The 24481-nt window shown below is 49.5% G+C and carries 19 protein-coding genes; 9 read left to right on the forward strand and 10 right to left on the reverse strand.

Annotated features, from left to right (window positions below):
* The first annotated feature begins 3 nt into the window (after positions 1-3).
* Positions 4-2352, forward strand: coding sequence for an ABC transporter permease (locus tag ACLHR0_RS11845; RefSeq protein WP_436486771.1), 2349 nt, complete (start codon positions 4-6; stop codon positions 2350-2352).
* Positions 2353-2358: 6 nt separating this feature from the next.
* Here the strand turns inward: ACLHR0_RS11845 and ACLHR0_RS11850 are convergent, their stop codons facing one another.
* From ACLHR0_RS11850 to ACLHR0_RS11865, 4 genes are all read right to left on the reverse strand, one after another.
* The gene (locus ACLHR0_RS11850; RefSeq protein ID WP_370910532.1) at positions 2359-2874 is read right to left on the reverse strand and encodes a hypothetical protein; all 516 of its coding nucleotides are present in this window, start codon (positions 2872-2874) and stop codon (positions 2359-2361) included.
* A gap of 191 nt (positions 2875-3065) precedes the next feature.
* On the reverse strand, positions 3066-5663 hold the full coding sequence (locus ACLHR0_RS11855) for a PAS domain S-box protein (RefSeq protein ID WP_436486774.1): 2598 nt from the start codon (positions 5661-5663) through the stop codon (positions 3066-3068).
* Between the two features lie 111 nt (positions 5664-5774).
* Positions 5775-6266, reverse strand: a complete 492-nt coding sequence (locus ACLHR0_RS11860; RefSeq protein WP_436486776.1) for a DUF421 domain-containing protein — start codon at positions 6264-6266, stop codon at positions 5775-5777.
* Complete coding sequence (locus ACLHR0_RS11865; RefSeq protein ID WP_370910529.1) at positions 6263-6742, reverse strand: inorganic diphosphatase; 480 nt, start codon at positions 6740-6742, stop codon at positions 6263-6265. Before ACLHR0_RS11865 ends, ACLHR0_RS11860 begins: the two co-directional genes overlap by 4 nt.
* 122 nt (positions 6743-6864) lie before the next feature.
* Here ACLHR0_RS11865 and ACLHR0_RS11870 point away from each other — a divergent pair, with 122 nt between their 5' ends.
* On the forward strand, positions 6865-7089 hold the full coding sequence (locus tag ACLHR0_RS11870) for a hypothetical protein (protein WP_370910528.1): 225 nt from the start codon (positions 6865-6867) through the stop codon (positions 7087-7089).
* A 63-nt stretch (positions 7090-7152) separates the two neighbouring features.
* Here ACLHR0_RS11870 and ACLHR0_RS11875 read toward each other — a convergent pair whose 3' ends face one another.
* Positions 7153-8289, reverse strand: a complete 1137-nt coding sequence (locus ACLHR0_RS11875; protein WP_436486779.1) for an FG-GAP repeat domain-containing protein — start codon at positions 8287-8289, stop codon at positions 7153-7155.
* A gap of 131 nt (positions 8290-8420) precedes the next feature.
* Positions 8421-9746, reverse strand: a complete 1326-nt coding sequence (locus tag ACLHR0_RS11880) for a sensor histidine kinase (protein ID WP_429064145.1) — start codon at positions 9744-9746, stop codon at positions 8421-8423.
* Positions 9747-9847: 101 nt separating this feature from the next.
* Between ACLHR0_RS11880 and ACLHR0_RS11885 the strand changes: the two genes are divergently transcribed.
* The 3 genes from ACLHR0_RS11885 (at position 9848) to ACLHR0_RS11895 (ending at position 14443) form a co-directional block, all read left to right on the forward strand.
* Entirely contained in the window at positions 9848-10408 is a 561-nt protein-coding gene (locus ACLHR0_RS11885; RefSeq protein ID WP_436486781.1) for an AAA family ATPase, read from the forward strand.
* Positions 10409-10435: 27 nt separating this feature from the next.
* Positions 10436-12820 (forward strand): ABC transporter permease, encoded by a 2385-nt coding sequence (locus ACLHR0_RS11890; protein ID WP_436486783.1) that lies wholly within the window; start codon positions 10436-10438, stop codon positions 12818-12820.
* 99 nt (positions 12821-12919) lie between these two features.
* Positions 12920-14443: a sulfatase family protein gene (locus ACLHR0_RS11895; RefSeq protein ID WP_436486784.1), complete on the forward strand. Its 1524-nt coding sequence runs from the start codon at positions 12920-12922 to the stop codon at positions 14441-14443.
* 213 nt (positions 14444-14656) lie between these two features.
* Here the strand turns inward: ACLHR0_RS11895 and ACLHR0_RS11900 are convergent, their stop codons facing one another.
* On the reverse strand, positions 14657-15679 hold the full coding sequence (locus ACLHR0_RS11900) for a DUF3500 domain-containing protein (protein WP_436486786.1): 1023 nt from the start codon (positions 15677-15679) through the stop codon (positions 14657-14659).
* Between the two features lie 136 nt (positions 15680-15815).
* On the opposite strand from ACLHR0_RS11900, the gene ACLHR0_RS11905 reads away from it, so the two are divergent.
* From ACLHR0_RS11905 to ACLHR0_RS11915, 3 genes are all read left to right on the forward strand, one after another.
* Positions 15816-17276: a patatin-like phospholipase family protein gene (locus tag ACLHR0_RS11905; protein WP_436486788.1), complete on the forward strand. Its 1461-nt coding sequence runs from the start codon at positions 15816-15818 to the stop codon at positions 17274-17276.
* 2 nt (positions 17277-17278) lie between these two features.
* Positions 17279-17956, forward strand: a complete 678-nt coding sequence (locus ACLHR0_RS11910; protein WP_436486790.1) for a hypothetical protein — start codon at positions 17279-17281, stop codon at positions 17954-17956.
* 65 nt (positions 17957-18021) lie between these two features.
* Positions 18022-19581 (forward strand): serine hydrolase domain-containing protein, encoded by a 1560-nt coding sequence (locus ACLHR0_RS11915; protein ID WP_436486792.1) that lies wholly within the window; start codon positions 18022-18024, stop codon positions 19579-19581.
* Here the strand turns inward: ACLHR0_RS11915 and ACLHR0_RS11920 are convergent.
* Positions 19499-20065, reverse strand: coding sequence for a hypothetical protein (locus ACLHR0_RS11920; RefSeq protein WP_436486794.1), 567 nt, complete (start codon positions 20063-20065; stop codon positions 19499-19501). The two genes, ACLHR0_RS11915 and ACLHR0_RS11920, sit on opposite strands and share 83 nt — an antisense overlap.
* Positions 20066-20210: 145 nt before the next feature.
* On the opposite strand from ACLHR0_RS11920, the gene ACLHR0_RS11925 reads away from it, so the two are divergent.
* Complete coding sequence (locus ACLHR0_RS11925) at positions 20211-20510, forward strand: DUF1905 domain-containing protein (RefSeq protein ID WP_429048680.1); 300 nt, start codon at positions 20211-20213, stop codon at positions 20508-20510.
* A 187-nt stretch (positions 20511-20697) separates the two neighbouring features.
* On the opposite strand, the gene pafA is transcribed toward ACLHR0_RS11925, so the two are convergent.
* Both pafA and ACLHR0_RS11935 read right to left on the reverse strand, forming a co-directional pair.
* Entirely contained in the window at positions 20698-22320 is a 1623-nt protein-coding gene (gene pafA / locus ACLHR0_RS11930) for an alkaline phosphatase PafA (protein ID WP_436486796.1), read from the reverse strand.
* Between the two features lie 8 nt (positions 22321-22328).
* Entirely contained in the window at positions 22329-24470 is a 2142-nt protein-coding gene (locus tag ACLHR0_RS11935) for a hypothetical protein (protein WP_436486798.1), read from the reverse strand.
* Positions 24471-24481 lie beyond the last annotated feature (11 nt).

Consider the following 24481-nt stretch of genomic DNA (forward strand, 5'->3'; position numbering starts at 1 on the left):
GCTATGTTCAAAAATTATTGCAGGCACGGCTGGAGAAATCTCCTTAAAAACAAACTCTCCACCCTTATTAATATAGGAGGCCTCTCCCTTGGTTTGGCTACCGGTATCATCATCCTGTTGTGGATCCATGGGGAAGTCAGCTACGATTCCTTCCACCAGCATAATACGGACATTCATCTGCTGATGAACAATCAGTACCACGAAGGCCGGTGGTTTACCGGCGACGTTACACCGGCGCCACTGGCAGAGAAAATAAAACGGGAGTTCCCCGAAATAAAATATACCACGCGCCAGGTTTATGGCGGACAACAATTGCTCAGCACCGGTAAGAAAAGTATTTATCAGCAAAGCCTGTACGCAGATCCTGACTACTTCAACATCTTTACTTTCCCGGCTATATCCGGTAACCCGGTTGTCGCCCTTCAGGACCCCGGCGCCATTATACTTTCGGAAAGTGCTGCCCACAGGCTGTTTGGCGACAAAGACCCTATTGGCAGTATTGTTAAACACAATAACCAGCATCACCTCCGGGTAGCAGCGGTAATCCGCGATGCACCGGAAAACAGTTCCATTCAATTCGACGTAGTACTCCCCTTCCGCCTTTATGAACTGGAGAATGCCGACTGGATCAACCGCTGGGACAATTACCGTGTTGGCAGCTTTGCGCTGTTGCAACCGGGAAGCAGCGTGGATGGCTTTAACAAAAAGCTGAAGAAAGCAAAGCTCACTGGTACCACGGATAGTACCAGCTACCTGTTTGCCTACCCGTTCACCGCGCTGCACCTGCACGGTGGTTTCAGAAATGGTGAGCCCAGCGGCGGCCGCATAGAGATCATGATGCTGCTGGGCACCATCGGCCTTTTTATTTTACTGATTGCGTGTATTAATTTTATGAACCTTTCCACTGCGCGTGCAGAACGCCGCGCCAGGGAAGTAGGCGTAAGGAAAGCGCTTGGCGCCTCCCGCATCACCATCATCTTTCAATTTCTCATAGAAGCGCTAATCATCACCTTTGGCGCCTTGCTCCTGGGAATATTGCTGGTGAAACTGGCGCTGCCGGGGCTTAACAGCGTATCCGGCAAAAATATCCACCTCGATTTTACGAACTGGCAGGTATGGACAGGGATATTATTACTGCTCCTGTTCACCGGCCTCATTGCGGGTAGTTATCCGGCCTTTTTCCTCAGCAGCTTCCGGCCTGTAAAAGTATTGAAGGGCGTGATATCCACCAATCGTGGCGGCGGGCTATTCCGGAAAAGCCTGGTCACCTTCCAGTTTATCATCTCCATTTTTCTCATTATCTCTACCATCGTGATATACCGGCAGCTGCAGTACGGGGAAAACCGGCCAGTGGGTTACAACCAGGACAATCTTCTGGAAATACCCGCCCGCGGCGAAATGGCTAACAAGTACAACCTGCTGCAGGAAGATCTGCTGCGTATTCCTGAAATTGAAAACGTGTCTGCCGGTACAGACGACCTGCTGAGGTTTGGCGGCGCCACCGATGGTATTGCCTGGCCGGGGAAAACAGCGGATCAGAATTTCCCTATTAATATTACCTGGGTGAAATACGACTGGGTAAAAACCGCCGGGCTGCAGCTGGCTGCAGGACGCGATTTCAGCACGGAATATGGCAGCGATTCCACCGGGTGCCTGGTGAATGAAGCCGCAGTAAAGAAAATGGGATTGAAAGAACCGGTGGTGGGCACATTACTCGGCACTAATCCGATCATCGGGGTAGTGAAAGACTTTGTAATTAATAACCCTTACCAGGCCGCGCCACCGCTGGTTATCTATTTAGGCAACGGGCCTGTAAGTCATATTTTTGTGCGGCTCCGTAAAACGGATCACCCGGAAACAGCCCTTGCCAAGATAGAAGCGGCTCTCAAAAAAAGTAATCCTGAATTTCCTTTTGAATTCAGCTTCATCAAAGAAGCCTATCAAAAAATGTTTAACGGCGTGCGTTCGTCGGGCTTCATGTTCAACTGGACCAGCGGTCTCGCTATCCTGATCTCCTGCCTGGGATTATTTGGTTTATCTACCTACCTCGCAGAACGGCGCAGTAAAGAAATCGGCATCCGTAAAATTATGGGCGCCAGCGTAGGCCGGATTTGGTATATGCTCGCCAAAGAATTCCTGAAACCCGTATTCATTGCCTTTGTGATTACGGTGCCGCTGGCGGTGCTGGCCATGCAGGCCGCCCTGCACAATATAGATTACCGCATATCACTGCAATGGTGGATGTTTGCGGCAGCAGGCATACTTACAGCGGTCATTGCATTACTGACCATCAGCTATCAGGGTACGAAAGCTGCGATGGCCAATCCTGTAAAGGCATTGCAATCGGAATAAAATAAATCAGGAGTGGGTAAGCAGATGTTCCGGCGCTTCCAGCAACGACTGGGTTTGCAGTAACATTTCTTTCATCTTCATCTTAAAGCGGGTGGCAGCAGAGGTTTCATCCGGTATAACGGTTTCCTGCAGCTCACTCTGGAAGAGCACCTGGAGATTTCCTTTCAGTCTATACAGATCGCTCTGTTTAGCCAAACCGGCAGCAAATCCTGCTTCTCTGATAGCCTGTTGCTGATCGGGTTCAAAAGAAGCGGCATACCAGATAACCGGCACCTGTTTCAGGCGTTTGATCTTTCTCAGCTCACGCAAAAAATGAGGCGTTTCATCTGAAGGTAACAGGCTATCCAGGAAAATGTAATCCGGGACAAGGCCGGGGTGCTTCTTAAAATAGTCCAGCGCTTTGCTGGTGTTATCCTGCGCAATGCAGGCCTTGCTCACATTCAGGAGGTCCAGCGCCAGGTAAAACTGGTTACGCCGGTCGCGGTCCGGGTCAATTAGTAAGCTGATTAATTTCTCTCTCATTGCAGGGCAGTTTTAATGGCAGGATAAATCGGTAACAATTCGTACTATGAAAAACAAAGAGGAAAAAGAAAAGTTGTAACTGCTGCAAAAGTACAGCAGGAAATGTTCCTGAAAAAATCAGCGACCGGCAATAGCCCTCCTTTCTTCAGAAAAGAAACACAATTAACAAAAACACAACAGATCGGGCACCTTTACATTGGCAGGATCACTTTAAAATCAGCGCCCTTATCCGGTACACCGTTCGCATAAATTCCTCCTTTATGATTCAGTACAATTTTATTACACAGGGCCAGCCCTATTCCTGTTCCTTCATAGGTAGTACGGTCGTTTAACCGTTGAAAGATCTGGAAGATTTTATCGGCATAAATCTGGTCGAACCCGATACCATTATCCGAAACTGTAATGGTGCAGTAGGTTCTGCCCGGGTCCAGATCCGGTAATGCCACTGCGTCGGCAGCACTGAGTGGCTCCGCGTAAATGTTGATCACCGGCTTTCTTCCGGGCGACAAAAACTTAATAGCATTACCGATGAGGTTATGAAACAGCTGGTTCATCTGCAGCGGGCTTACGGTAAGCCGGGGCAGTTCTTTTGCGTCAATGGTAACGTCATGCTGACCGATCACCACTTCGAAATCCGTCAGTACATTTTTCAGTATTTCGTTGAGATCTGTTTCCACAAACGGATCTTTTACGTGTACCAGCCGGGAATAATCCAGCAGTTCACTGATCAGGAGCGACATCCGTTTGGCGCTTTGCATTACTTTCTCAATATACATCCGCGATGTTTCCGAAAGGATGTCTTTGTTCACGTTATACAGCATGCCTGCAAACGTGTGGATCTTCCGGAGGGGTTCCTGCAAATCGTGGCTGGTTACATAGGCAAACTGTTCGAGTTCGCGGTTTGATTTTTCGAGATAGAAGTTCGCTTCCAGCAGTTCTTTGGTTCGCAGTTCCACCATAGCCTCCAGCTTAATGGCCAGCTGCATATACTGGGCTTCACTTTCCTGGAGCGCCTCGAATAATCTCTTTTGCTGTGTAATATCCCTGGCTATTTTGGATGCGCCGATTACATTTCCCCGCAGGTCTTTTATCGGGGAGATCGTCAGGGAAATATCCAGCAGTTGCCCGTCTTTGGTGACGCGCTTTGTTTCAAAATGATCTACCCTGTTGCCCGATCTGAGCTGCTCAATGATCCGGGTTTCTTCATCCAGTCTGTCTTCCGGGATAATGCGGGTGATGAGTTCCCCTTTCATTTCTGCGGCAGTATACCCGAACAACCTTTCTGCGCCGGGGTTCCAGCTGGTAATAACACCCTCCAGCGTTTTACTGATAATAGCATCATCTGAATTTTCCACGATGGCGGCCAGCCTGGATACATATTCTTCCGCGGTTTTCTGATCAGTAATATCAACCAGCATATTCACTGCACCTTGCAGATTGCCGGCGCTGTCAAAAATCGGGTCGGGGTATGGCTGGATGATGCGCCTGGAGCCATCGGGTCTTTCTATCATAATCAACTTCCCTCTCACCGGCACGGCGCCTTTGATGGCCTCTGCCATCGGGCAGCTATCCAGGTCAATGGGAGTAACGCCGTCGGGGTCGTATATTTTCCAGGAACCGCACCACATGTCTACTCCTGCAACGGGCGCCCGGCCCCACAGTGTAACGGCAGCTGTATTATAAAGGAGTACGCGGCCTTCCTTATCACAGGTATATACAGCGGCGGGCAATGCCTCCAGCAATTGCCGGTAATGCACTCCCGCGCCTTGCTGCTGGAGCTTTTCCCGGCAGAGCCGCATCTCTGCAGCCATGTACGGCAGGTAACCATGATATGCCTTGTGTACCGGGGTAGCGCTGCGAACCACCTGCGCAGCAGGTAAGTGCGCATAACCCACCGGAACAGACACGGTAAACGTGCTTCCCTCGCCGGGAATGCTGCTGATCTGCAACTCCCCGCCGTGCAGAAGGATGCCTTCATTGGCTACGGTCAGGCCCCGGCGGTTCCGGGGCGGCCCCTGCAATGCAGCGTTGATTTCAGACAACAGGCCGGGCGTAATGCCGATACCCGTATCTGCTATGGAAAGCAATACCTGGTTGCCCTCCTGGCTTAGCCTCACGGCCACTCCGCCCTTCAACGTATAGCTGATCGCGTTAGTGAGCAACGACAACAGGATCTGTTCCCAGATGTCCCTGTCTATATAAATATCTTCCGGAACAATATCCAGGTTAATAACTAGGGTTAATCCTCCTTCCCGGATCACCGGTTCTACCTGCTCCAGGAGTGTCCTGGTGAAATTGCCCAGATCTGTTTTAACAAACGTAGGCGCCTTGCCGTTATGCAGGGCAGCCCCCATGAACAGGAGGCCGGTATCGCCGGAATCGTCTCTTACAGGCATACCATTAAACTGGTAGCAACTGCCATCCGGCCGCATCAGCTGCAGCTGCGGAGCTGTTACCGCCGCATCAGTGGCCGACCACAAGGCGGGCCATACCGTTGCTGCCGGTTGTCCCATGGACAATGGATGCTGGCTGCCAAGTAATTCGCGGCAGGCATCATTATAAATAAAAATGCTTTCGTTACCCCAGCATAACAGCATGGGTTGCACGGAGGAGAGTAAAATCTGGATACAGGTCTTTAAACTTTGCGACCAATGATCTGCCGGCCCAAGGGGAGTATCTGTCCAGTTAAAAGAACGGATCAGCTCACCCGTTTCACCTCCACCGGAGGGAAACTTATCTGACGCCGCAGCCGGTTCACCTAAAGTTGCCTTTGTCGGGGCATTTATCATTGTACAAAATATATAATCCTAAAATATATACTGGTTGATTCGTAAGATGGGGATGCCATTAAAATTCCACAATCAACTATAAAACCGTGTAATAAAATGCACAATCATCATCTATTCCGGCTTCATTATAAAACTGATCCTTCCGTTCGTTTCCATATATGCCTGCTCTATTTCAGCAAGCGAGGCCTTCAGTGTTTCCAGTCTCAGGCTCTCCATGAGATCGGATTTACTCAAACAGGCCTTATTCATATTCTCCCATTTAATTTCTCCTGCATCATATAGCAGCAGCGGCTTTCCTTTTACCAGGCGGTTGATCATATCGCTTTTCAAAGAGATCCAGGCCAGGCTCCGGTTGATAGCCACCATCACAGCGGCGGCGGCTACGGTACCTAAAAACGGCGAGGCGCCCACAATCACCCTGGCCAGCACTGCTCCCATCATAATTACAATAATCGTGTCGAAAGCAGATTTCTTCCCAAAAATGCGCATCCCTCCCAACCGGATGAGGGTCAGGGTAACAAAATACATGGCTACCGCCCTGACAGACATCTGCAGCACATTTAACTGATCGCCTTGTCCCCACAGGTTAGCCGCGGCATTCATTTTTCAGGAAATTTTATTTGCTCATAAGCAGGAGCTGCTTCGATATATCCAAGTGGCGTAAACTGTTTTCCTTCCTGCTCATTATAGGTAATAAAGAAAAGCTCTATTTCCCGGATGGTTTGCGCCGACACCGCATCCACTCCTTTATATAACTTGGATACCACCGGCACTGCTATGTAACGGTCGTTCCGGACAATGGCGCCATCCCTTTCCTTTTGCTCCGCTTTGATAGCGCCCAGCAAACGGCATTTGATCATGCAGCCGGGAAAGCTTTTAAACTCAGAGATCACCATCACGTCCAGTGGATCTCCGTCAGCCCCTTTGGTTCCCAGGATAAAACCAAAATCATATGGGAAAACCATACCGGCGGGTAATATTTTACTGAGTACAAAAAACCGCGATGCAGGGTCGAAATCGTATTTTTCACTACTCCCTCTCGGAGTTTCAATGACAACAGGTAACTCTTTAATGATCATACGCACATTTTGTTGGTCTGGTTAAATAGGATAAAGAGGACTCAGCTGCGAAGAAACAAAAAAAGGACCAACCAACCCACATAAGGCATAATGATTGTACCGCAAAAGATAAACTTTGCGACATGGATACCTTTAACATACAACTCGGCAATCACGAAACCGGGGTTACGCGCCGCGACGAAGATGTGTTTATCGTTCGTCTTCCTGAAAAAACTATTTACGTGGAAAAAAGGCAGGACAATGAAGGAGCTAACCACTGGTTTGAACAGGGCAAGGATAATGAAACTTCCCTCACCGCTAATATTGGGGCCGCCATTGAGAACTGGCTGGCGAAACATAATTCCTGAACTTTATTTTAAAAAAAATACTGCCTGCTTATCTTGCAGGCAGTATTTTTACAGAGATGCTGATCACTGGTTTCCTTTATTATAAAAGATGAACAATCCATCTTTGCCGGCTACGATCACATCTTTTTTGCCGGATCCCGTAAGATCATGCGTCACAAAATATAACCCCGCTCCTTTTGATCCATAGCTGATCACCTGTTTGGTGAAAGAGGTGCCGTTCCATTTAAAATAATAGATACCGCAGGGATCATCGGAACCCGGATCATGATCATTGTGCGCACGGTAACGCTTTCCGGTGATCAGTTCCGGCTCCCCATCACCATCGATATCTTCCCACAGCATGGTATGATATTGCGAATTGAAAGGATCAATAGCATGTTTGATCCATAGCCGCTTATTTGTTTTGCTGTCCTTCTTTTGCTCGTACCAGTCGAGCCCATAATCATGCCCCTGCCCTGCTATAAGATCAGGCAACCCATCCTTATTTACATCGGCTACTATTACCGGTACGCTGGCCGTGCCGAGGTTAAACTCCGGGTGGAAGGTCCATGCAGCACTGTAAGGCGATGCCGGCGCTTCTACCCAGCCTTCCGGCACCACCAGGTCCGTACGTCCGTCGCCGTTAATATCACCGCTGCCCAGGCCATGTCCCGATTTACGGTCCAGTATTGTATGCGCCGTAAATGAAGCACTGCCTTTGGTATAATGATATACCACCAGCGGATCATTCGGCGTATTGGGAATTATTTCGGGAATGCCGTCGCCATCCAGGTCCCAGGCGCGGGTGGTTTCAATATTGCCGGGAGTGGCGATCACGTGTTCTTTCCATTCATTATCGTTCCCCGGGTTCTCTTTCCATACCAGCGTTTTTCCAAACCAGCCGCCGGTCACGTAATCTATACGGCCATCGCCGTTTACATCAAAAGGAATGGTGGAGAAGTCATCCCAGTATTCGCCAAACTGCTTTACCGGTCCAATATAATGACGCTTGAAGTAAGCCGGTCCTTCATACCAGAAAGCACCGGATACCAGGTCGGGGATCTTGTCGTTGTTTACATCCATCACGGCGACCGATTCATAGCTTTCTGCAGCGATCTGCCGCTTTTCAAATTTCAGGGGCGCAGGACCTTTGGCAGATTGGGCGGAAACCGCTGCAGTCAATAACAATAATCCCGCAACAGGAAGAAGGCGTTTTTTCATATCGAACAGTTAAACGTGGAATAGAACAAGATAATGAATACCTGTAATAAACTATCCTGTAGTGTCCTGATGGGTCAGGAGGTATCCCCGCTGGTAACCGATCCGCATGCAGGAAGCCCTGCAATAATGTATTAATTGAAAGCTGCCTCGTCTTCCGGGGAAAAATCCCCTTTAGCAAAATGCAGGGTAAAGCTGGTGCCGCTTTCGGGCAAACTTGCTACTTTAATAGTGCCACCATTCTGCGCCGCAAACTCCCCGCAGAGCAATAAGCCGAGGCCTGTGCCACGTTCCCCATCTGTACCATACTTCGGATGCTGGTGGGAAGTGAACAGGGTGCTGAGTTGCTGCGGCGACATGCCCACACCGTGATCGGTAATAGTAATCACCACATCCTCTGCTATCACCGCCATTACTTCTATCTGCCCGCCGGTATAACTGAACTTCAGCGCATTGCTGAAGAGATTCCGGAGGATCACCGACACCTGGTCGCGGTCCGCATACAAAGCAGTAGTTACGGGTATCTGCAATTCTACTGTAATCTGTTTTTGCTGTATGATCAGTTCAAAAAAATGAAGCACTTCTGTTACCACGGGCGCCAGTAAAAAATGCCGGGGCCGGGTTTGGATCCCCTTCATGCTGCGGGTACTCCAGCGTAGTACGTTGTCGAGCGTAACACCCAGCTGCGATACTTTTTTGTGCAGCACATCTGCCGCTTCCTCCATGTCCTCGCGGGGATACTGTCCTTTCCGGAACATGTCGAGCAGGCTTTCCAGCGTAGCCAGCGGACTGCGGATATCATGCGCCACAATAGAAAAAAGTTTTTCCTTGTCCTTGTTCATCGACACTAATGCCTGTCGCTGCTGCTCAATTTCCTGCTGGTAGTCCGCCTGGATATACTTAAAAAAGCTAAGCGCCACCACTACAAATAATAATGCCACTGCCACATTCCACCATACCCTTTCCACCGGCACCGGTGGCGCCAGGTACCATGACCGTGGCATAAATATAATCAGCATAAAAGCCGTGATCACCAGGAGGCTCAGGCTCCCCACTATCCATTTATTATCGTAAATCAGGATTACGATAAAAAGGATGTTCAGTAAAAAATATTCCGCCCCGTTATGAAAATAAACACCGGTAAACGTATAGATCAGGATACTGATACAGATCAACACTATCCTTGCACTAAGATACATCCGGTACTTATGGAATATCAGTACCAACACGGAAGTAGTGGTGGTAATGGCATTCAGGCCCGCCAGTATATACCTGCCCTGGATCGTATTTAAGATGCAATAAAAAAACATGAAAGGAATACAGGGCAATGACAATAAATTCAATAATTTTGTGCGCCTGGATTCTATATAGGGCATAGCAGGATGCACACCAACATTCACGATGTTGTTCCAGTGATATTCGGCTGAACGGTATAGAAATTGCTTGACTCCCTGCAGCATAGATGCCGTAAAGATACTTTATAACGTTTGTCGGCGGAATATTTTTTTACCCCCCTCCCCACTTCCTTTAATCCAATTATTTATTTTTTTAATTTATTAAGATGAACAAAAAAGTAAGAGATCACTTTTTTATCGTCACGGGTGGGCCCGGCATGGGCAAAACCGCTATCATAGCGGCGCTGCGTGAACAGGGACATATCACCGTTCCGGAAACGGGCCGGGAAATTATCCGGCAGCAGGTAGCTGCCGGCGGGCAGGCACTGCCCTGGGTCAACCGGCAGGCATTTGCCCGGCTGATGTTTGAGCAGTCTCTGCAGGATTACCTGGAACAGCCAGCCACCGGCCGCCCCGTATTTTTCGACCGGGGCATTGCCGATACCATCGGTTATCTTGAACTATGCAGACTGCCCGTTCCGGAAGAAATGGAGCACGCCGCCGCCTTATACAGGTACCATCAAACCGTATTCCTCTCCCCTCCGTGGAAAGCCATTTATGAACACGATAAGGAACGTAAACAATCTTTTGAGGAAGCCGTGCAAACTTATGAAAGCATGATAAAAGTATACAGCCGGCTGGAATATAAGCTGGTTCAGCTCCCCGAAACCACCGAGGCGGAAAGGGCGGCATTTATACTGGATAGCACCCTGCATCTTCCTTTATAAACAACCATAAAAATATTATCTTCCTGTATGCTCTTTAACTATTTGAAAATAGCCCTTCGTCACCACCGGAAAAACAAGCTGTATGCAGGCATCAATATCATTGGCCTGGCCATTGGTATCAGCTGTGTTTTGCTGGCATTTTTATATTTGAAAGATGAAAACAGCTTCGACCGGTTTCATCATCAGAATCCACATCTTTACCGTATCACCACTGCTGTAACCCAACCAGGTGGCAGTCCGCAGTGGACGGGCAGCACCGGTCAGTTACACGGCCCGGCTTTCAAAGCGCAGGTACCGGAAATAACCGCCTACACCAGGGTGATGGGCGGGGATATTTACGGGGACATCATCGCCGGTAACAAAGTACTCAAACAACAGCTCCTGTTTGTAGACCCCGGCTTCTTCCAGGTCTTTTCTTTTCCCCTGGTAAAAGGCGATTCCGCCACTGCGCTCAACGACATTGGATCGGCCGTTATTACCGAAAGTACGGCCCTGAAATATTTTAACCGCACCGACGTAGTAGGTGAGCTGCTCCGGATGGACGCCGACCCTTCTGCCCGCCGCCTGGGAAAACCACTGGTGATCAGCGGCGTGGTGAAAGATCCTCCCATACATTCTTCTATCCGGTTTGATGTGTTACTTCCCTTCCGGTTTATGCAGTTGTCGTTTAACGACACCGACTGGAACAATGTATACCTTAGCACGTTTGTGGTTACCCGGCCCGATGCCACCATAAATACAGTTACGCAGCAACTAAACCGGGTGAATGCAACCTATGCAAAGGATCATAACGCCACCGCCCTCAGTTTTGGCCTTCAACGGATCACCAACATTCACCTTCATCCCCTCTACTCACCCGATGGCAACCGCGAAGGTGGTGTGATCAATGGCAGCAACCCGGTATTTGCCTGGATCTTTATAGGCATCGCCGTATTTATCCTGGTAATGGCGGGTATTAATTTTATCAATATTACACTCGCCGGCTCCCTGAGAAGAAGCAAAGAGGTAGGTGTCCGCAAAATTAATGGAAGTAGCAATATACAAATCATCAATCAGTTCCTGACAGAATCCGCGCTGCTTTGCGCCATCGCGCTGCTGCTGGCCTTTCTGATGGCCGCCGCCGCGCTGCCGGTATTTAATGAACTATCCGGAAAAGCCATTGCTCTCCAGGCAATATTGCAGCCGCTAACAGCACTGGCCGCCGCCGGATTGCTGTTGTTCATCATTGCATTAACCGGCGCGTACCCGGCATATGTGCTGGCAAAGTTCAGCGCCAAAAAAGCCTTTTCCGGGCACCAGCCGCTCACCGGCAGGAATATACCCGGACGCATATTGATCGTCACGCAATTTTCACTGGCCGTATTTTTCCTCATTGTTACCGCCCTGTTTTACCGGCAGATGGACTACGTGCAAACGAAAGACCTGGGCTATCGCCCCGAACAGGTAGTGGTAACGCATATCAGCGGCGACCGCAACCTCAAACAGGTACAGGATATCCTGAAAAATGAACTGGCCAGTGAACCCGGCATCACCGGCCTTTCCTTTGGAGGAGAACGCGGCGGCGCGAGCGCAGTACATCTTCATGATAAAGAAATCGCAGCCGTCCACCGGGTGATCGATAAAAACTACCTGGCTGCATTGGGCATTACACTCAAAGAAGGCCGGAACTTCACAAACAACTGGTCCAATGGCGTAATCGTAAACGAAGCCTTTGTAAAAGCTGCCGGGCTCCAAAATCCCATTGGAACACCCATTCGCACGGATGAATATTTTGATAAGGAAATGAGGACCATCACCGGCGTGGTGAAAGATTTTCATGCCGGCTCCCTGCGCGAACGCATTGCGCCGATGGTGATGATCATGAGCCCCTGGTACGGCGGCGACATATGGATAAAACTCGACCCTCGCAGGCAACAGGCCGCATTAGCCGCAGTGGCGGCCGCATATAAAAAGGCATTGCCGGAAACCGCCTTTACCTACAGTTTCCTCAACAACCTGAATGCACAGGAATATGCGCAGGACCAACGCTGGAAAGTAATTATCCGTTGGGCGGCATTACTGTCCGTGCTCATCTGCTGCTCCGGGTTATTCGGGCTCGCGCATATTGCTACCCATCAACGGATGAAAGAAATCGGTATCCGGAAAATATTGGGCGCCGGTGTGACCAGCATCATCACCCTTTTTTCAAAAGAGTTCCTGCAACTGGTAGCTATTGCCTTTATAACAGCCGCTCCCCTGGCCTGGATAGTGATCCATCGCTGGCTACAGGGCTTTGCCTACCACACCGGTATCAGCGCATGGATCTTTGTGGCTACAGGCAGTTTTACGTTACTCATTGCACTGGCTACGGTTAGCTTCCAGGTAATCCGCGCTGTTGGCGCTAATCCGTTGAAACACCTGAATGCCGGCTGATAATATAAAGGAACAACGCCGGACATTTCAGCAGGAAAAAACTATATTTATGCCCGGCGCCCCTCCGCTATCTGGGGCTAAAAGTGAACAATTATCCTGATGACAAAGACTACTTTCTTTCAAAAAATCAGTACCGGATTGTTATGCGGTTTACTCTCGCTAACGGTATCTGCGCAGCAAAAACCTAACATCGTTATTATTTATGCAGATGATCTCGGATATGGAGATGTAAGCTGCTACGGTATGAAAAGGATCCAAACACCGCACATCGACCGGCTGGCGCAGCAGGGCGTCCGGTTTAGCAATGCATATGCTACCTCTGCTACGTGTACCCCTTCCCGTTTCGGCATCTTAACAGGCAAGTATCCGTGGCGGCAAAAGAATACCGGCATCGCTCCCGGCGATGCTTCGCTGATCCTTCCTACCGACCGCCGTACCCTTCCCGGCATGTTGAAAGACGCCGGCTACCAGACCGCTGTTATTGGTAAGTGGCACCTGGGTCTTGGCGACGGTACCGGGATCGACTGGAACAAATCCATCAGTCCCGGTCCCCTGGAAGCAGGATTTACCTATTCCTTTATTATGCCCGCTACCCTCGATCGTGTGCCTTGTGTATTTGTGGAAGATCATCATGTAGTAAATGCAGATCCCAATGATCCTATTGAAGTAAACTATAAACATAAAATAGGCAATGATCCCACCGGCCTGGAAAATCCGGAAAAGCTACGCATGCATCCGGATCCGCACCAGGGACATAACCAAACCATCGTAGACAGCATCAGCAGGATCGGCTGGATGAGCGGTGGCAACAGCGCCCGCTGGAAAGATGAAAACATTGCCGGGATCATCACCCGCAAAGCCATCGACTTCATCAGCAAAAATAAACAACAACCATTCTTTCTCTATTTCGCCAGCGGCGATATCCATGTACCCCGTTACCCTAACAGCTTGTTCCGGGGTAAAAGCGGCATGGGCCTGAGAGGAGATGCTATATTACAGCTCGACTGGACCGTAGGCGAAATTGTAAAAGCGCTGGACAGCCTTGGACTCACAAAAAACACGATGATCATTTTTTCCAGCGACAATGGCCCCGTACTCAACGACGGATACCTGGACCAAGCGGCAGAACTGGCCGGCAACCACCACCCCGCAGGACCTTTGAGAGGTGGCAAATACAGCGCCTTTGAAGCCGGCGCCAGGGTACCTTTCATCGTTAAATGGCCTGCCGGCATCAAAGCAAAACAAACTTCCAACACACTGATCAGTCAACTGGACCTCTTTGCTTCCTTCGCCCGTTTAACCGGCCAGTCCATCCAGCCCGGTGAAGCGCCGGACAGCTTCGACATGCTGCAACAACTGCTGGGCAAATCCCGTCAAAACCGCCCCTACCTCGTTACACACGCGGGCACCCTCGCCATTATCTCCGGCGACTGGAAATATATTTCACCCTCCAAAGGCGCCAAACTCGACCGCGATGTCAACATCGAACTGGGCAACGACACCGCCCCACAACTCTACCACCTGACCACCGACGCCGGCGAACAACAGAACGTAGCCGCACAATATCCTGCCAAAGCATCCGCACTGGCTGCGGAACTCCAGGCAATACGCGATAAGCCATAAGTTAAATAGGGGCTCACCGCGAAGGTTGTCTTTCTCAGGATTACGCTGATTTTGCTGATTTACTGGATTTTACTCTTTTGGATTTTAAAGGATTTTGGGAGATATAAGCGGATATCTTCGCTTATATCTCCCAAAATCCTTTAAAATCCAAAATGATCAATCAAAAAAATCAGCAAAATCAGCGTAATCCTGAGAAAGACAACATCCGCTGCATTATTTCGCATGGGCGGACCTGTAATGTTCCAGCAGCAGGTCGCCGCCGAAATCGTTTTTCAGGTCCCGTACGATAGTGTGAATGTGGTTGGCGTTATTTTGGGTATTGTCGTATTCGATAATGAGGCCGGGGCCCTGGATGCGGTAGTAGCAAGGATTACCCAATGCATGTACTGTGCTCCCGGCCCATGTAAACCACAGGTTATCCAAACCATCTTGTTGGATATCCTTCAGCATTTTATCGGCAAACAGTTTGGTGAAGCGATGCACATATACGTTAATGAGCTGGAGTAACAATTGCTGATGTGCGGGGCTCAACTCCTTAAAACGGATGCCTTCCGGGTGTGCAATCATGGCGTTGCGGCTGTTGCCCGTAATGATTTCAGCAGGCGCTTTGGCGGTTACCAGCGCCTTCTGCAACTCCGCTGGCGACAGGGCATGCACAAGGTCAAAGGCCAGTGTTGTTTCTTCTTTCAGTACTTCCTTATCTTTTTGTGGTCCGTCCAGTACAATAGCAGGATTAGCGCCCAGGAAAGCCGGGGTGCCTGCTACCAGCTCTTTTTTATCTGCCGAAAAATTAAATGCCACATGATGCCCCTCAAACCGCCAGCCCCAGATAGTATTGGCGGCAGGCACCCCAAAAATGGTGACGAAGTATTTGCCGGGGTCACGGTAATGATCGTTCTCTTCCCGGTGTTCCAGCTGTTTCAATACCTGGTCGAGCTGCATGATATCATTCACCTTTTTCACGGTGGTTTCACTCAGCGCCGTATTCAATAAATCCATGAGCGCTTTTCGTTGCGCCGGGTTCAGCTCATTTACAGAAATACCCTTCCGGTCGTCCCGGGGAACATAAGCAAAATGATAGCGTTCACCGGTATCGAAAGGAAAGAGTGTTTGTGCCTGCTGCGCTTTACTGAGCAACCGGATAAACCGGTTTGCCTTTTCAGACATCTCCTGCGCCCGGAGAGGCCCGGTGAATACGCAACAACCAATAATGAATAACAGGACCAACCGGTGCATAAGGAGCATTTGAATAACGTGGAAAAATAATAACAGATAAATATAGTCGATCAGCAACGATTCTGCAACCTTATGCCGGAATGAAAAAAATCAAAAAAATGATTAATTTAGAAGGATACCCCTTATACATAACATTATGCCGCCGAAAGACCCTGTTAAATTAACCGTATCCGATTTTATTCACCACCACGAAGTGATTGCGGAGCTGGAAAGTTTAAAGCAAACCTTTGATCCTGCTGCCAGTGGTGGCAGGCCCCTCATCGTTTCTGACGTGCTGGATGCCGATGGTCATCAATATGTGAACCTGGTACAGAAAGGCGGCGGCGTATTTGGCATTGCCCTCGTAGGATATACCTATATCCTGGAAGAAATGGGTATCCGTTTCCTCCGGCTGGCCGGTACCAGCGCTGGAGCCATTAACACGGCGCTGATTACAGTGATTAAAAATAAATCTGATAAAAAATCAGCGGAAGTATTACAGGCCATCTGCGACCTGGATTTCTTTTCCCTGGTAGATGGACATCCCGCGGCACGCACGCTGATCAAAAATTTTATTACCCGGAAAAACTATATCGATAAAGCCAAAAATAAGCTGTTGGTGGTACTGGCGGCATTTGCATTGCTGATAGTGGGTGACGTGGTGCTGGTGGGATTGAGCAACAAATATCCCGCGCTGTATGTATGGACCGGCATCTGTTTTATTCTCAGCGGATTTTTATCGCTGGTGATTGGCATTGGTGTTTCTTATCTGATTGATCTTTTTAAAAGACTGAAGAATTCAGGGTATGGAATAAATCCGGGAGATGTTTTTTATGACTGGATCAAACGGTTGCTGCTGGAAAACCAGGTGGCTACGGTGAGCGATCTGAATAGGAAAGCGGCCATTTGCCCGGCACTGCAACTGCGCGTACCTAATCAAAGCGGACTCGAAGAACTGAAAGGAGATGTCACCTTTATTGCCTCCGAACTGGTTACGCAAAATAAGATCCAGTTCCCTGCCATGTGCTCACTGTTCCGCACGGATGTGGATACACTCTCCCCTGCTGGCTTCATCCGCGCGTCCATGTCTATTCCCCTCTTCTTTGAATCTTATATGATCAATGATATTCCGGCAAACGACATCCAGATCAAAGACGCGTGGAAAAAGTTTTTCGGTATCACGCAGCCGCCTTCCACTGCCCGCTTTGTAGATGGGGGCATCCTGTCTAATTTCCCGATCAGCATTTTTTTTAATCCCAACGTAACGGTGCCAAGACTGCCCTCCTTTGGTATCGACCTGGACGACAGCAAGCCCGCCGACAAACAGGAAAATGCCTTCAGCTGGTCGCTCACCGGGTACTTCGGGCGTATGTTTAATACTATCCGCAACTATTACGATAAAGACTTCCTGCTTAAAAATGAAGTGTATCAGCGCGGTGTGGGAAAAGTGGACCTGTCGTCCGATCAGTACAACTGGCTCAACTTCTTCCTGTCTGATAAAGATAAAATCGACATGTTTGTGCTTGGCGCCAAAGCGGCCTGTGAATTTCTAAGAAACTTCGACTGGGAAACCTATAAAAACGACCGCACAGATCTTCAAATCCAACTCAAAAAATAAATATGGAACTTATTATTTCAAATGCCTGGTGTTGGTTATGTTTCTCTGCGGCCCTGCTGCTGCTTACCGCTTTTATTATGCTCCGGCAGGCGCGCCAGTTCTACCTCCTGGATGTTGTGGTACGCAAGTTCAGTATCATCGATCTGCAGTTCCCTGCTTCTTCCAAAGAAATTCCCGAGCTGATCAAAGGGATCTACGCATTGCCTGCCCCCCAGCAATCACGTACGCTTTCAGCCCTCCGCGGACAGCTGTGGGTCGACTTCCTTTTTATGCCAGCCTTTTATGGCAGCATCTTTTTGTTATGCATACAGGTGGCAAATAAAATGACGCCTGCCGGCGAAATATTTTTTGAATGCCTGGCATGGCTTCAGCTCATCGCGTGGTTGTTTGATGTAATGGAAAACTGCTACCTGCTCAATAAAATAAAACCAGGCGTAACGCCCTCCACTCCCGAAGTACACAAGGCATATCAGCAAATGGTGTTTGCCAAATGGATCCTGTTATTAACCGGCATCGTATGTGCATTCTCCGCATTGTTGTTTTTCTGGGTGTCAGGGAAATATGAAACCAGTTCGCTGCACTACCTGTTAATACTGACAGGTGAAGGAGTTGTATTTGTTACAGCGCAGGTAATAGCCGGCAGGCGCAAAGCCCCGGAAGATGCAGCAATGGTCGTATAACAGCTGTTAGTAAGATGTAAATTTATTTAATCATTCCACGTTTCACGCTAATTTCCATGAACACGATGCAATCCAGAAGACATTTTATTAAAAACGCGGGCCTTGGTCTTGCAGGGATCGGGTTTCTTCCTGTGCTGGGTCCTGTTGGTCAGCTATGGCGCCCCTCCGTATTGCTACCGCACGCCCTTCCCGAATCGCAGGGAGTATCTTCCCGCGGCATCCTTTCTTTTATCGAAGCCGCCAATGCTTCCGGCATCAGCTGGCATAGCTTCGTATTATTAAGGCATGGGCATATTGTGGCCGAGGGCTGGTGGAATCCTTACTCAGCCGAATTTACACACTCGTTGTACTCCTTGTCGAAAAGCTTTACCAGCACCGCAATCGGCATGCTGGTAAAAGAAGGCAAACTGGATATCCAAAGCACTGTGGTGTCGTTTTTTCCAAAAGACATACCGGCTAACCCGTCGCCTAACCTGCAGAAAATGACGGTCAAACACCTGCTCACCATGAACACCGGCAACGGCGCAGACACCCTGCCACCCATGCTTAAATCAACTAAAACCTGGGTGCAAACTTTCCTGGAACAACCAGTGGAATTTGAACCCGGTACTCATTTCCTGTATAACACCGGCGCTACCTATATGCTGGGTGCAATCCTCCACGCCATCACCGGGCAAACCCTGGAACAGTACCTGGCACCCCGCCTGTTTGAGCCGCTGGATATTACCGGGTACGATTGGGAAACCTCGCCACAAGGACTGAATACCGCAGGGTATGGCCTCCGCGTTAAAACAACAGATATCGCCAAACTGGGACAGCTATATCTGCAGAAAGGAAAATGGAATGGCAAAATACTTCTCTCTGAAAGCTGGGTAAAAGATGCCACCGGCTACCAAACCTCCTCCCAGGAAGGTAATGGCGACTGGGCGCAGGGCTATGGCTACCAGTTCTGGCAATGCAGGCACGGCGCCTACCGCGGCGACGGCGCCTTCGGACAGTATTGCATCGTAATGCCTGATAAAGATGCGGTGCTGGCTGTGACCAGTCAAACCGCCGATATGCAGCAATCCCTCAACATCATCTGGGAACACCTGCTCCCCGCACTGCACGACACCGTGCTGCCGGACAATCCATCAGAGCAGGCGGCACTCAAAACAGCGCTGGGTCGTTTAGCCTTGCCCGTGGTAACCGGCAACATGGCTAAAGACACTGCTTCCCGGTACCAGCGCAAAACCTGGACACTGGATAAAAACGATTTTAACGCCACCACCATGCAGTTCGATTTCTCACCAGCCGGTTGCACCTGGACTACCCAAACAACCGAAGGCGTAGCCAGTATCCGTTTAGGTTGGGAAAAATGGGTACTGAGCAAAGAACGGCAGCACTATAAATTTCCGGAAGTGGGATTAAATCATCAGCCCACCAAAGTAGCCGGCACCGCCACCTGGATCAATGATAATACGTTGCAACTGAACCTGCGCTTTGTGGAAACACTGCACGGCGACAGGATTCAATGTGTTTTTGAAGGAGATAAACTGACCGTTACATTCCTGGATAGCTTAACCGCCATGTCTGCCGGAAAGGCCGATAGCCGGAAACCGTTGAGTGGAGTGATGAAGGGTTAAGCCGGGTATGCAAACGCGTTGCATATTTTAGTAACTGTTGCTCATGGTTGGTAAAGAGCTGGTCCCGCTTAGTGAGCGGGACTTTTTTCTTATTGATCCATTTGATCATGTTGCCTTTTTGAAAATAAGCCCGGTCTTCTTCTATCCTGATATTTTTACTGCTAAAAGAGCTGTCGTACATCGGAATGTTATAATGGTAGTCCCGTGTATAAATAAATACCGGCGTCCCTTGATCGTAGTAGATTTCGGTCCGCTTTTTTCCCATCTCCCCATACACATCCTCTACAATGAGCACAATGCTATCTCCGGAAAAATAGCCCGTCACCGCTCCGCCCTCTGTACTTCGTTCCTCTGTATCTATCACTACCTGGCGATACGTTCTGATACCGGCATTGATTTCCCGGTAACGCTCCATGATGTGCCGGGTGTCAGTCCCGGACTGATAAAAAACAAGTAAGAGGCAACAAACCTTCAGGTAAGACATGTAGAATTGTATATTTAACTGCCACAAATTAAACATTTGATTTCCTATTTTCACAATTGTCGCATATCGCCCTCAAGAATGTCGTTTTAACCCACCCTCGCATCACGGTAACAGCGCTACCTTTATCTTACAAAATCATATTCACATGGCAACTGTAAAAGAAAAACCCGCAAAAGGCAAGCTGAACAAGCAGTTTAGCGCAACACTACTGAAAAGCCCCAATGCCGGTGGCTGGACTTACGTAATATGGCCGGATTCGGTGGCATTTTTCGGCACCCGTGGCCTGGTAAAGGTAAAAGGCACCATCGACAACCACCCTTTTCAAAGCTCGTTTATGGCTTTGGGCGACGGCACACATAAGCTGCCGGTAAAAGTGGAACTGAGAAAGCTATTGGGAAAAGAAGCCGGGGATACCGTAACGGTGAAGCTTACGGAGCGGCTTTAAGGGGAGATAGTGCATTCATAGTGCATGGGGAGTGCATCAGAAGTGCATGGGGAGTGCATGGGGAGTGCATGCTAACAGTATTGATAGCGCATGGATACTCCAGGGTATACGCAAGGCTGAGGCATGGGAGAAGTAACCTTGAGGTAGCTGTTACTCCTGTCCGTTATATCGCCAATCAACACCAAACCTACCTAAACATCTCCCAAATCACCTCCCCGATATTCCCACTGGGCACCTGGATATTCAGCAATGCCGCCACGGTAGGCGCTATATCTGTCATACCGGTGGTACGGTAGGTGCTACCCGGCTTTATCCCCCAGCCCATCCATACAAGCGGGATATGCGCATCATAAGGATACCATAAGCCGTGTGTGGCGCCGCTCCGGCCGCCATCTTTCCAGCCGGCCTGCATCAGCAGGATCACATCACCGCCGCGCTGCTTATTGTAACCATTTATCAGCATGGTGCGTAAAGGCTCATGCAATGCAGCCGTACCAAGATCATGCAAACTAACGGCATCGGCTATACCGGGAGTTGCCTTTAGTTTTTCTATGACTAATGCGATAACCTGTTGCAACGGAATGTTCCGCGCCGCAAAGGCGGACCGGTCGAGGTATAACTGGTAGGCCGATAAAGCTACGACGCCTTTTGCTACGCCAAATTGCTCAGCGATAGCGGTATTAATATCCTTCAATACAATGTCTGCATCCAGCAGGCCGGTGGGCAGCCGGTGCTCTTCGAGGAAGCCAGGCGACTGTGACACGCCGTGATCTGCGGTGATAAAATAGAGGTAGTTGCCTTTACCGAATCTTTTATCAAGATAGGTGAAGAATGCTTCGAGGTCTTTATCAAGACGCAGGTATAGATCTTCTTCCTCGATGGAATTAGGTCCAAACTGATGCCCTACGGCATCGGGAGAAGAAAAGCTTACGGCAAGAAAATCTGTTTCCGTACCGGCGCCAAGGCCATAGCCTTCTATGGCTGCTTTGGCAAACGCAAAAGTAAGCGTGTTGCCATAAGGGGTGGTGCGTATGGAATTCTTTTCCCTGCCGGTGAAAGTATGTGGAAACACCGGCGCCGTTTCATGACCAAATGATTTTTCATAGTCTTTATTGTCCGCATCACTTTGTGTATAGGTGGTAATGGGATATAGTGTTTCCCAGCCTTTTGCCAGGTATTTCACGGGCAACTGTTGTTCATTGAAACGTTGCGCCCATTCCGGCAATGCTTTCATATAATAACTGCTGGAAATAAAGTTACCCGACCTGCCATCATACCAGAAAGCCGCATTGGCCGTATGACCCGCAGGAAGAATAGAGGCCCTGTCTTTCAATGCAACGCCTACCACCTTACTTTTGAAATTGGTCGCCAGCCGCAGCTCATCTGTAACAGTAGACACCAGCAGATTGCGGGGCGACATATTCCCTGCTTTCCCTTCTGCTCCTACCGTGGTTTCGGTGCTATCTTCCGTGCAATACACGGATCGCTGCAACGCGCGGCTGCACCAGTCGTTGTCCACGATGCCATGCACCGCCGGGCTGCTGCCGGTATACACCGACGTGTGCCCGCAGGCCGTTACCGTGGGCGCGTAATTGATATACGTTTGCTCACATTTAAAACCCTCGCGCAACAGGCGCTTAAAGCCACCATTCCCATACCTTGCGGCATACCGGTACAGGTAGTCCCAACGCATCTGGTCTACCATCATGCCCACTACAATCCTTGGTTTGGATGCGGGCGCCTGCGCTGCTGCGGTAACCGCCAGCAACACCAGGATGCCCGCTGCATAAAGTTGTTGTATCTGTTTCATATTTTAAATCAGTCCAGTATTTTCAGGTAACGCGCCATCCAATAAGGCAGCAAATATTCATCTCCCGCCAGCTCGGATTCACCATTGCCGCCACCATCCAGGGTAAAGGCATTGGCATTATGACGATGCACCGGCTGTTCATCCAGTGGCAGCAGTACTTCCGTGTACTGATGCCGGAAATTAGGCGGAAGCAGTGTAATGTCTTTACGGTTTGAATTGGTAACCTTCCAGGTGATCAAATCCATCGGGAAAGTTTGCAGCCACCAGGTAGTAGCCGGGGCGTCGTAATCGCCCGAGGTAGCCAGCGCAACCAGATTCCATACGGCATTCTTTTCCGGTTGCTCCACTTCCCAGTGATTGCGGATAGCGCCTTTATACTGTGCCCTCAGCTCATCCGTGAAGGCGTATTTATACAGCACCCAATAAGTAAGAAAGGCCATCTCATCATCAGAATGATTCCAGTCGCCCATGCCCATATCAATTCCCTGGTGCAGGTATCCCGGTGTTGGTTTGATAGTGCGGTAGTCGATCTGTATATTTTTCAGATAGCCGTGCCTGTTAAGCAGCTTATAGGCTTCTGTTTTATATTTTTCTTTGCCGGTCAACTGATACGCCAGCTGCAAACCCGCAATGATAGTGGTGCTGCCCAGTCGCCGGTCGCCAATAGTAGTCGGGTACCAGTTGATGTATTCCGGGTTCCAGCGCGCCCACAGTGTGGGCTTGTTGTCGATGTCCACCATCGTATACTTATGATCCACAATGTGTGTCATGATCTTATCAATAAAAGCAGCGACCCGCTTTTTTTCGTCCGGCGTTTCCGCCACCATTTCATGTAATATCGCCGTGATCCAGATATAGGCTACATATTCATCGCTGCTGGTATGGCCTTTCCACTCCCATTCGGGATCGGGTGAGTCGCGCCATCTTTCAGGATCAGAATTTTTATATCCTTTTCTTTCAAATGTCCGGGAAGGAAAACCTGTTAACTGGTTGATCGATAAAATTCTTTCAAAGGCTTCAAAAGCTTCCCAGGCATATCTTTTAGCCATTGGATCATGGGTAACCGCATACCGGAAAGCCTGGCTGCCGAGATAAAAGCTGCTCCACAAACCATCATTATCCGTATCCGCCATTTCAGCTGATCCTACATCTCCCGGCGGGTTCAGGTGAAGGTTGGCAATGAAGCCATAGCGGATGTGCCGCTCGCGTATCTTACGCTCAAAGTAGGCCGCTTTCTGCGCCAGTGTTTGTTGTATAAAAGCAATTTTATTAAGACCGGTACCGGTGAGTACATACACATCCCCATGGCTGTCGGCAGCCATACTTTTTACCATATCCTGATCCAGCCAGCGTTTGGAGGCGAAGTAGCGATAAGTGCCGGAATCAGTGCGCATAAAAGCGCCGGCGCCGGTACCAGCCCAGATATGTCCATTCGACACCAGCAGTTCATTAATAACGGGAACGGGCACACGTGTTTGCAACGGCATACTCGTATCACCTGTATTGCGGTTAATACTGTAGTAGCCATTCGCCGTACCAAGCAGGATATCATTTCCTTTGAAAGCCATGGCAGTAGCATCTTTCACCGTATGCACCACCACAAAACGCTGATCTTTCAGCGCATACACCGCTTTATTGGTTAAGATAAAGAAAGTACCTCCGTTGGCTTCCATCCGTTGCACCCCCTCCGGGATCAGCGGCAGCTCCTGCAGCCTTCCATTGTTGCCAATGGCTAATGCATCCTTGCCGGACAACAGCATACGACCGGCAGCATCTACCGCCACCCGGTTAAATTTCCCCTGCGGGAGATTAATATACGGGATACCTGCATATCCGTTGGTCAGGCATTTATCTGCGTAGAGATAATACAAATGGCCGCTTCCCTCCTGCGTGGTAACATCCACGGGGATCTTCTGTGCCAGTGGGCGGAAGCGCAGATCGCGCACCAGGTCGTTTCCGCTGAGGCGATAAAAGCCTTGCTTCGTAAGCACCTGCACGTTATCGTTATAGTCGGTGATTACTTTAATCAGCTCCAGTCCCTGCGGAATGCTGTACTTAACGGAAACCGCCTGTATAAAAGGCTGGTCAGACGCGGCACGGGCGGAGCACGACAGTAGCACAGCTGCTGCAAGGAAAGCTATTTTCTTCATCCCAATAATAA

The sequence above is a fragment of the Chitinophaga sp. ARDCPP14 genome, assembly GCF_051362515.1.
Classification (GTDB): Bacteria; Bacteroidota; Bacteroidia; order Chitinophagales; family Chitinophagaceae; genus Chitinophaga.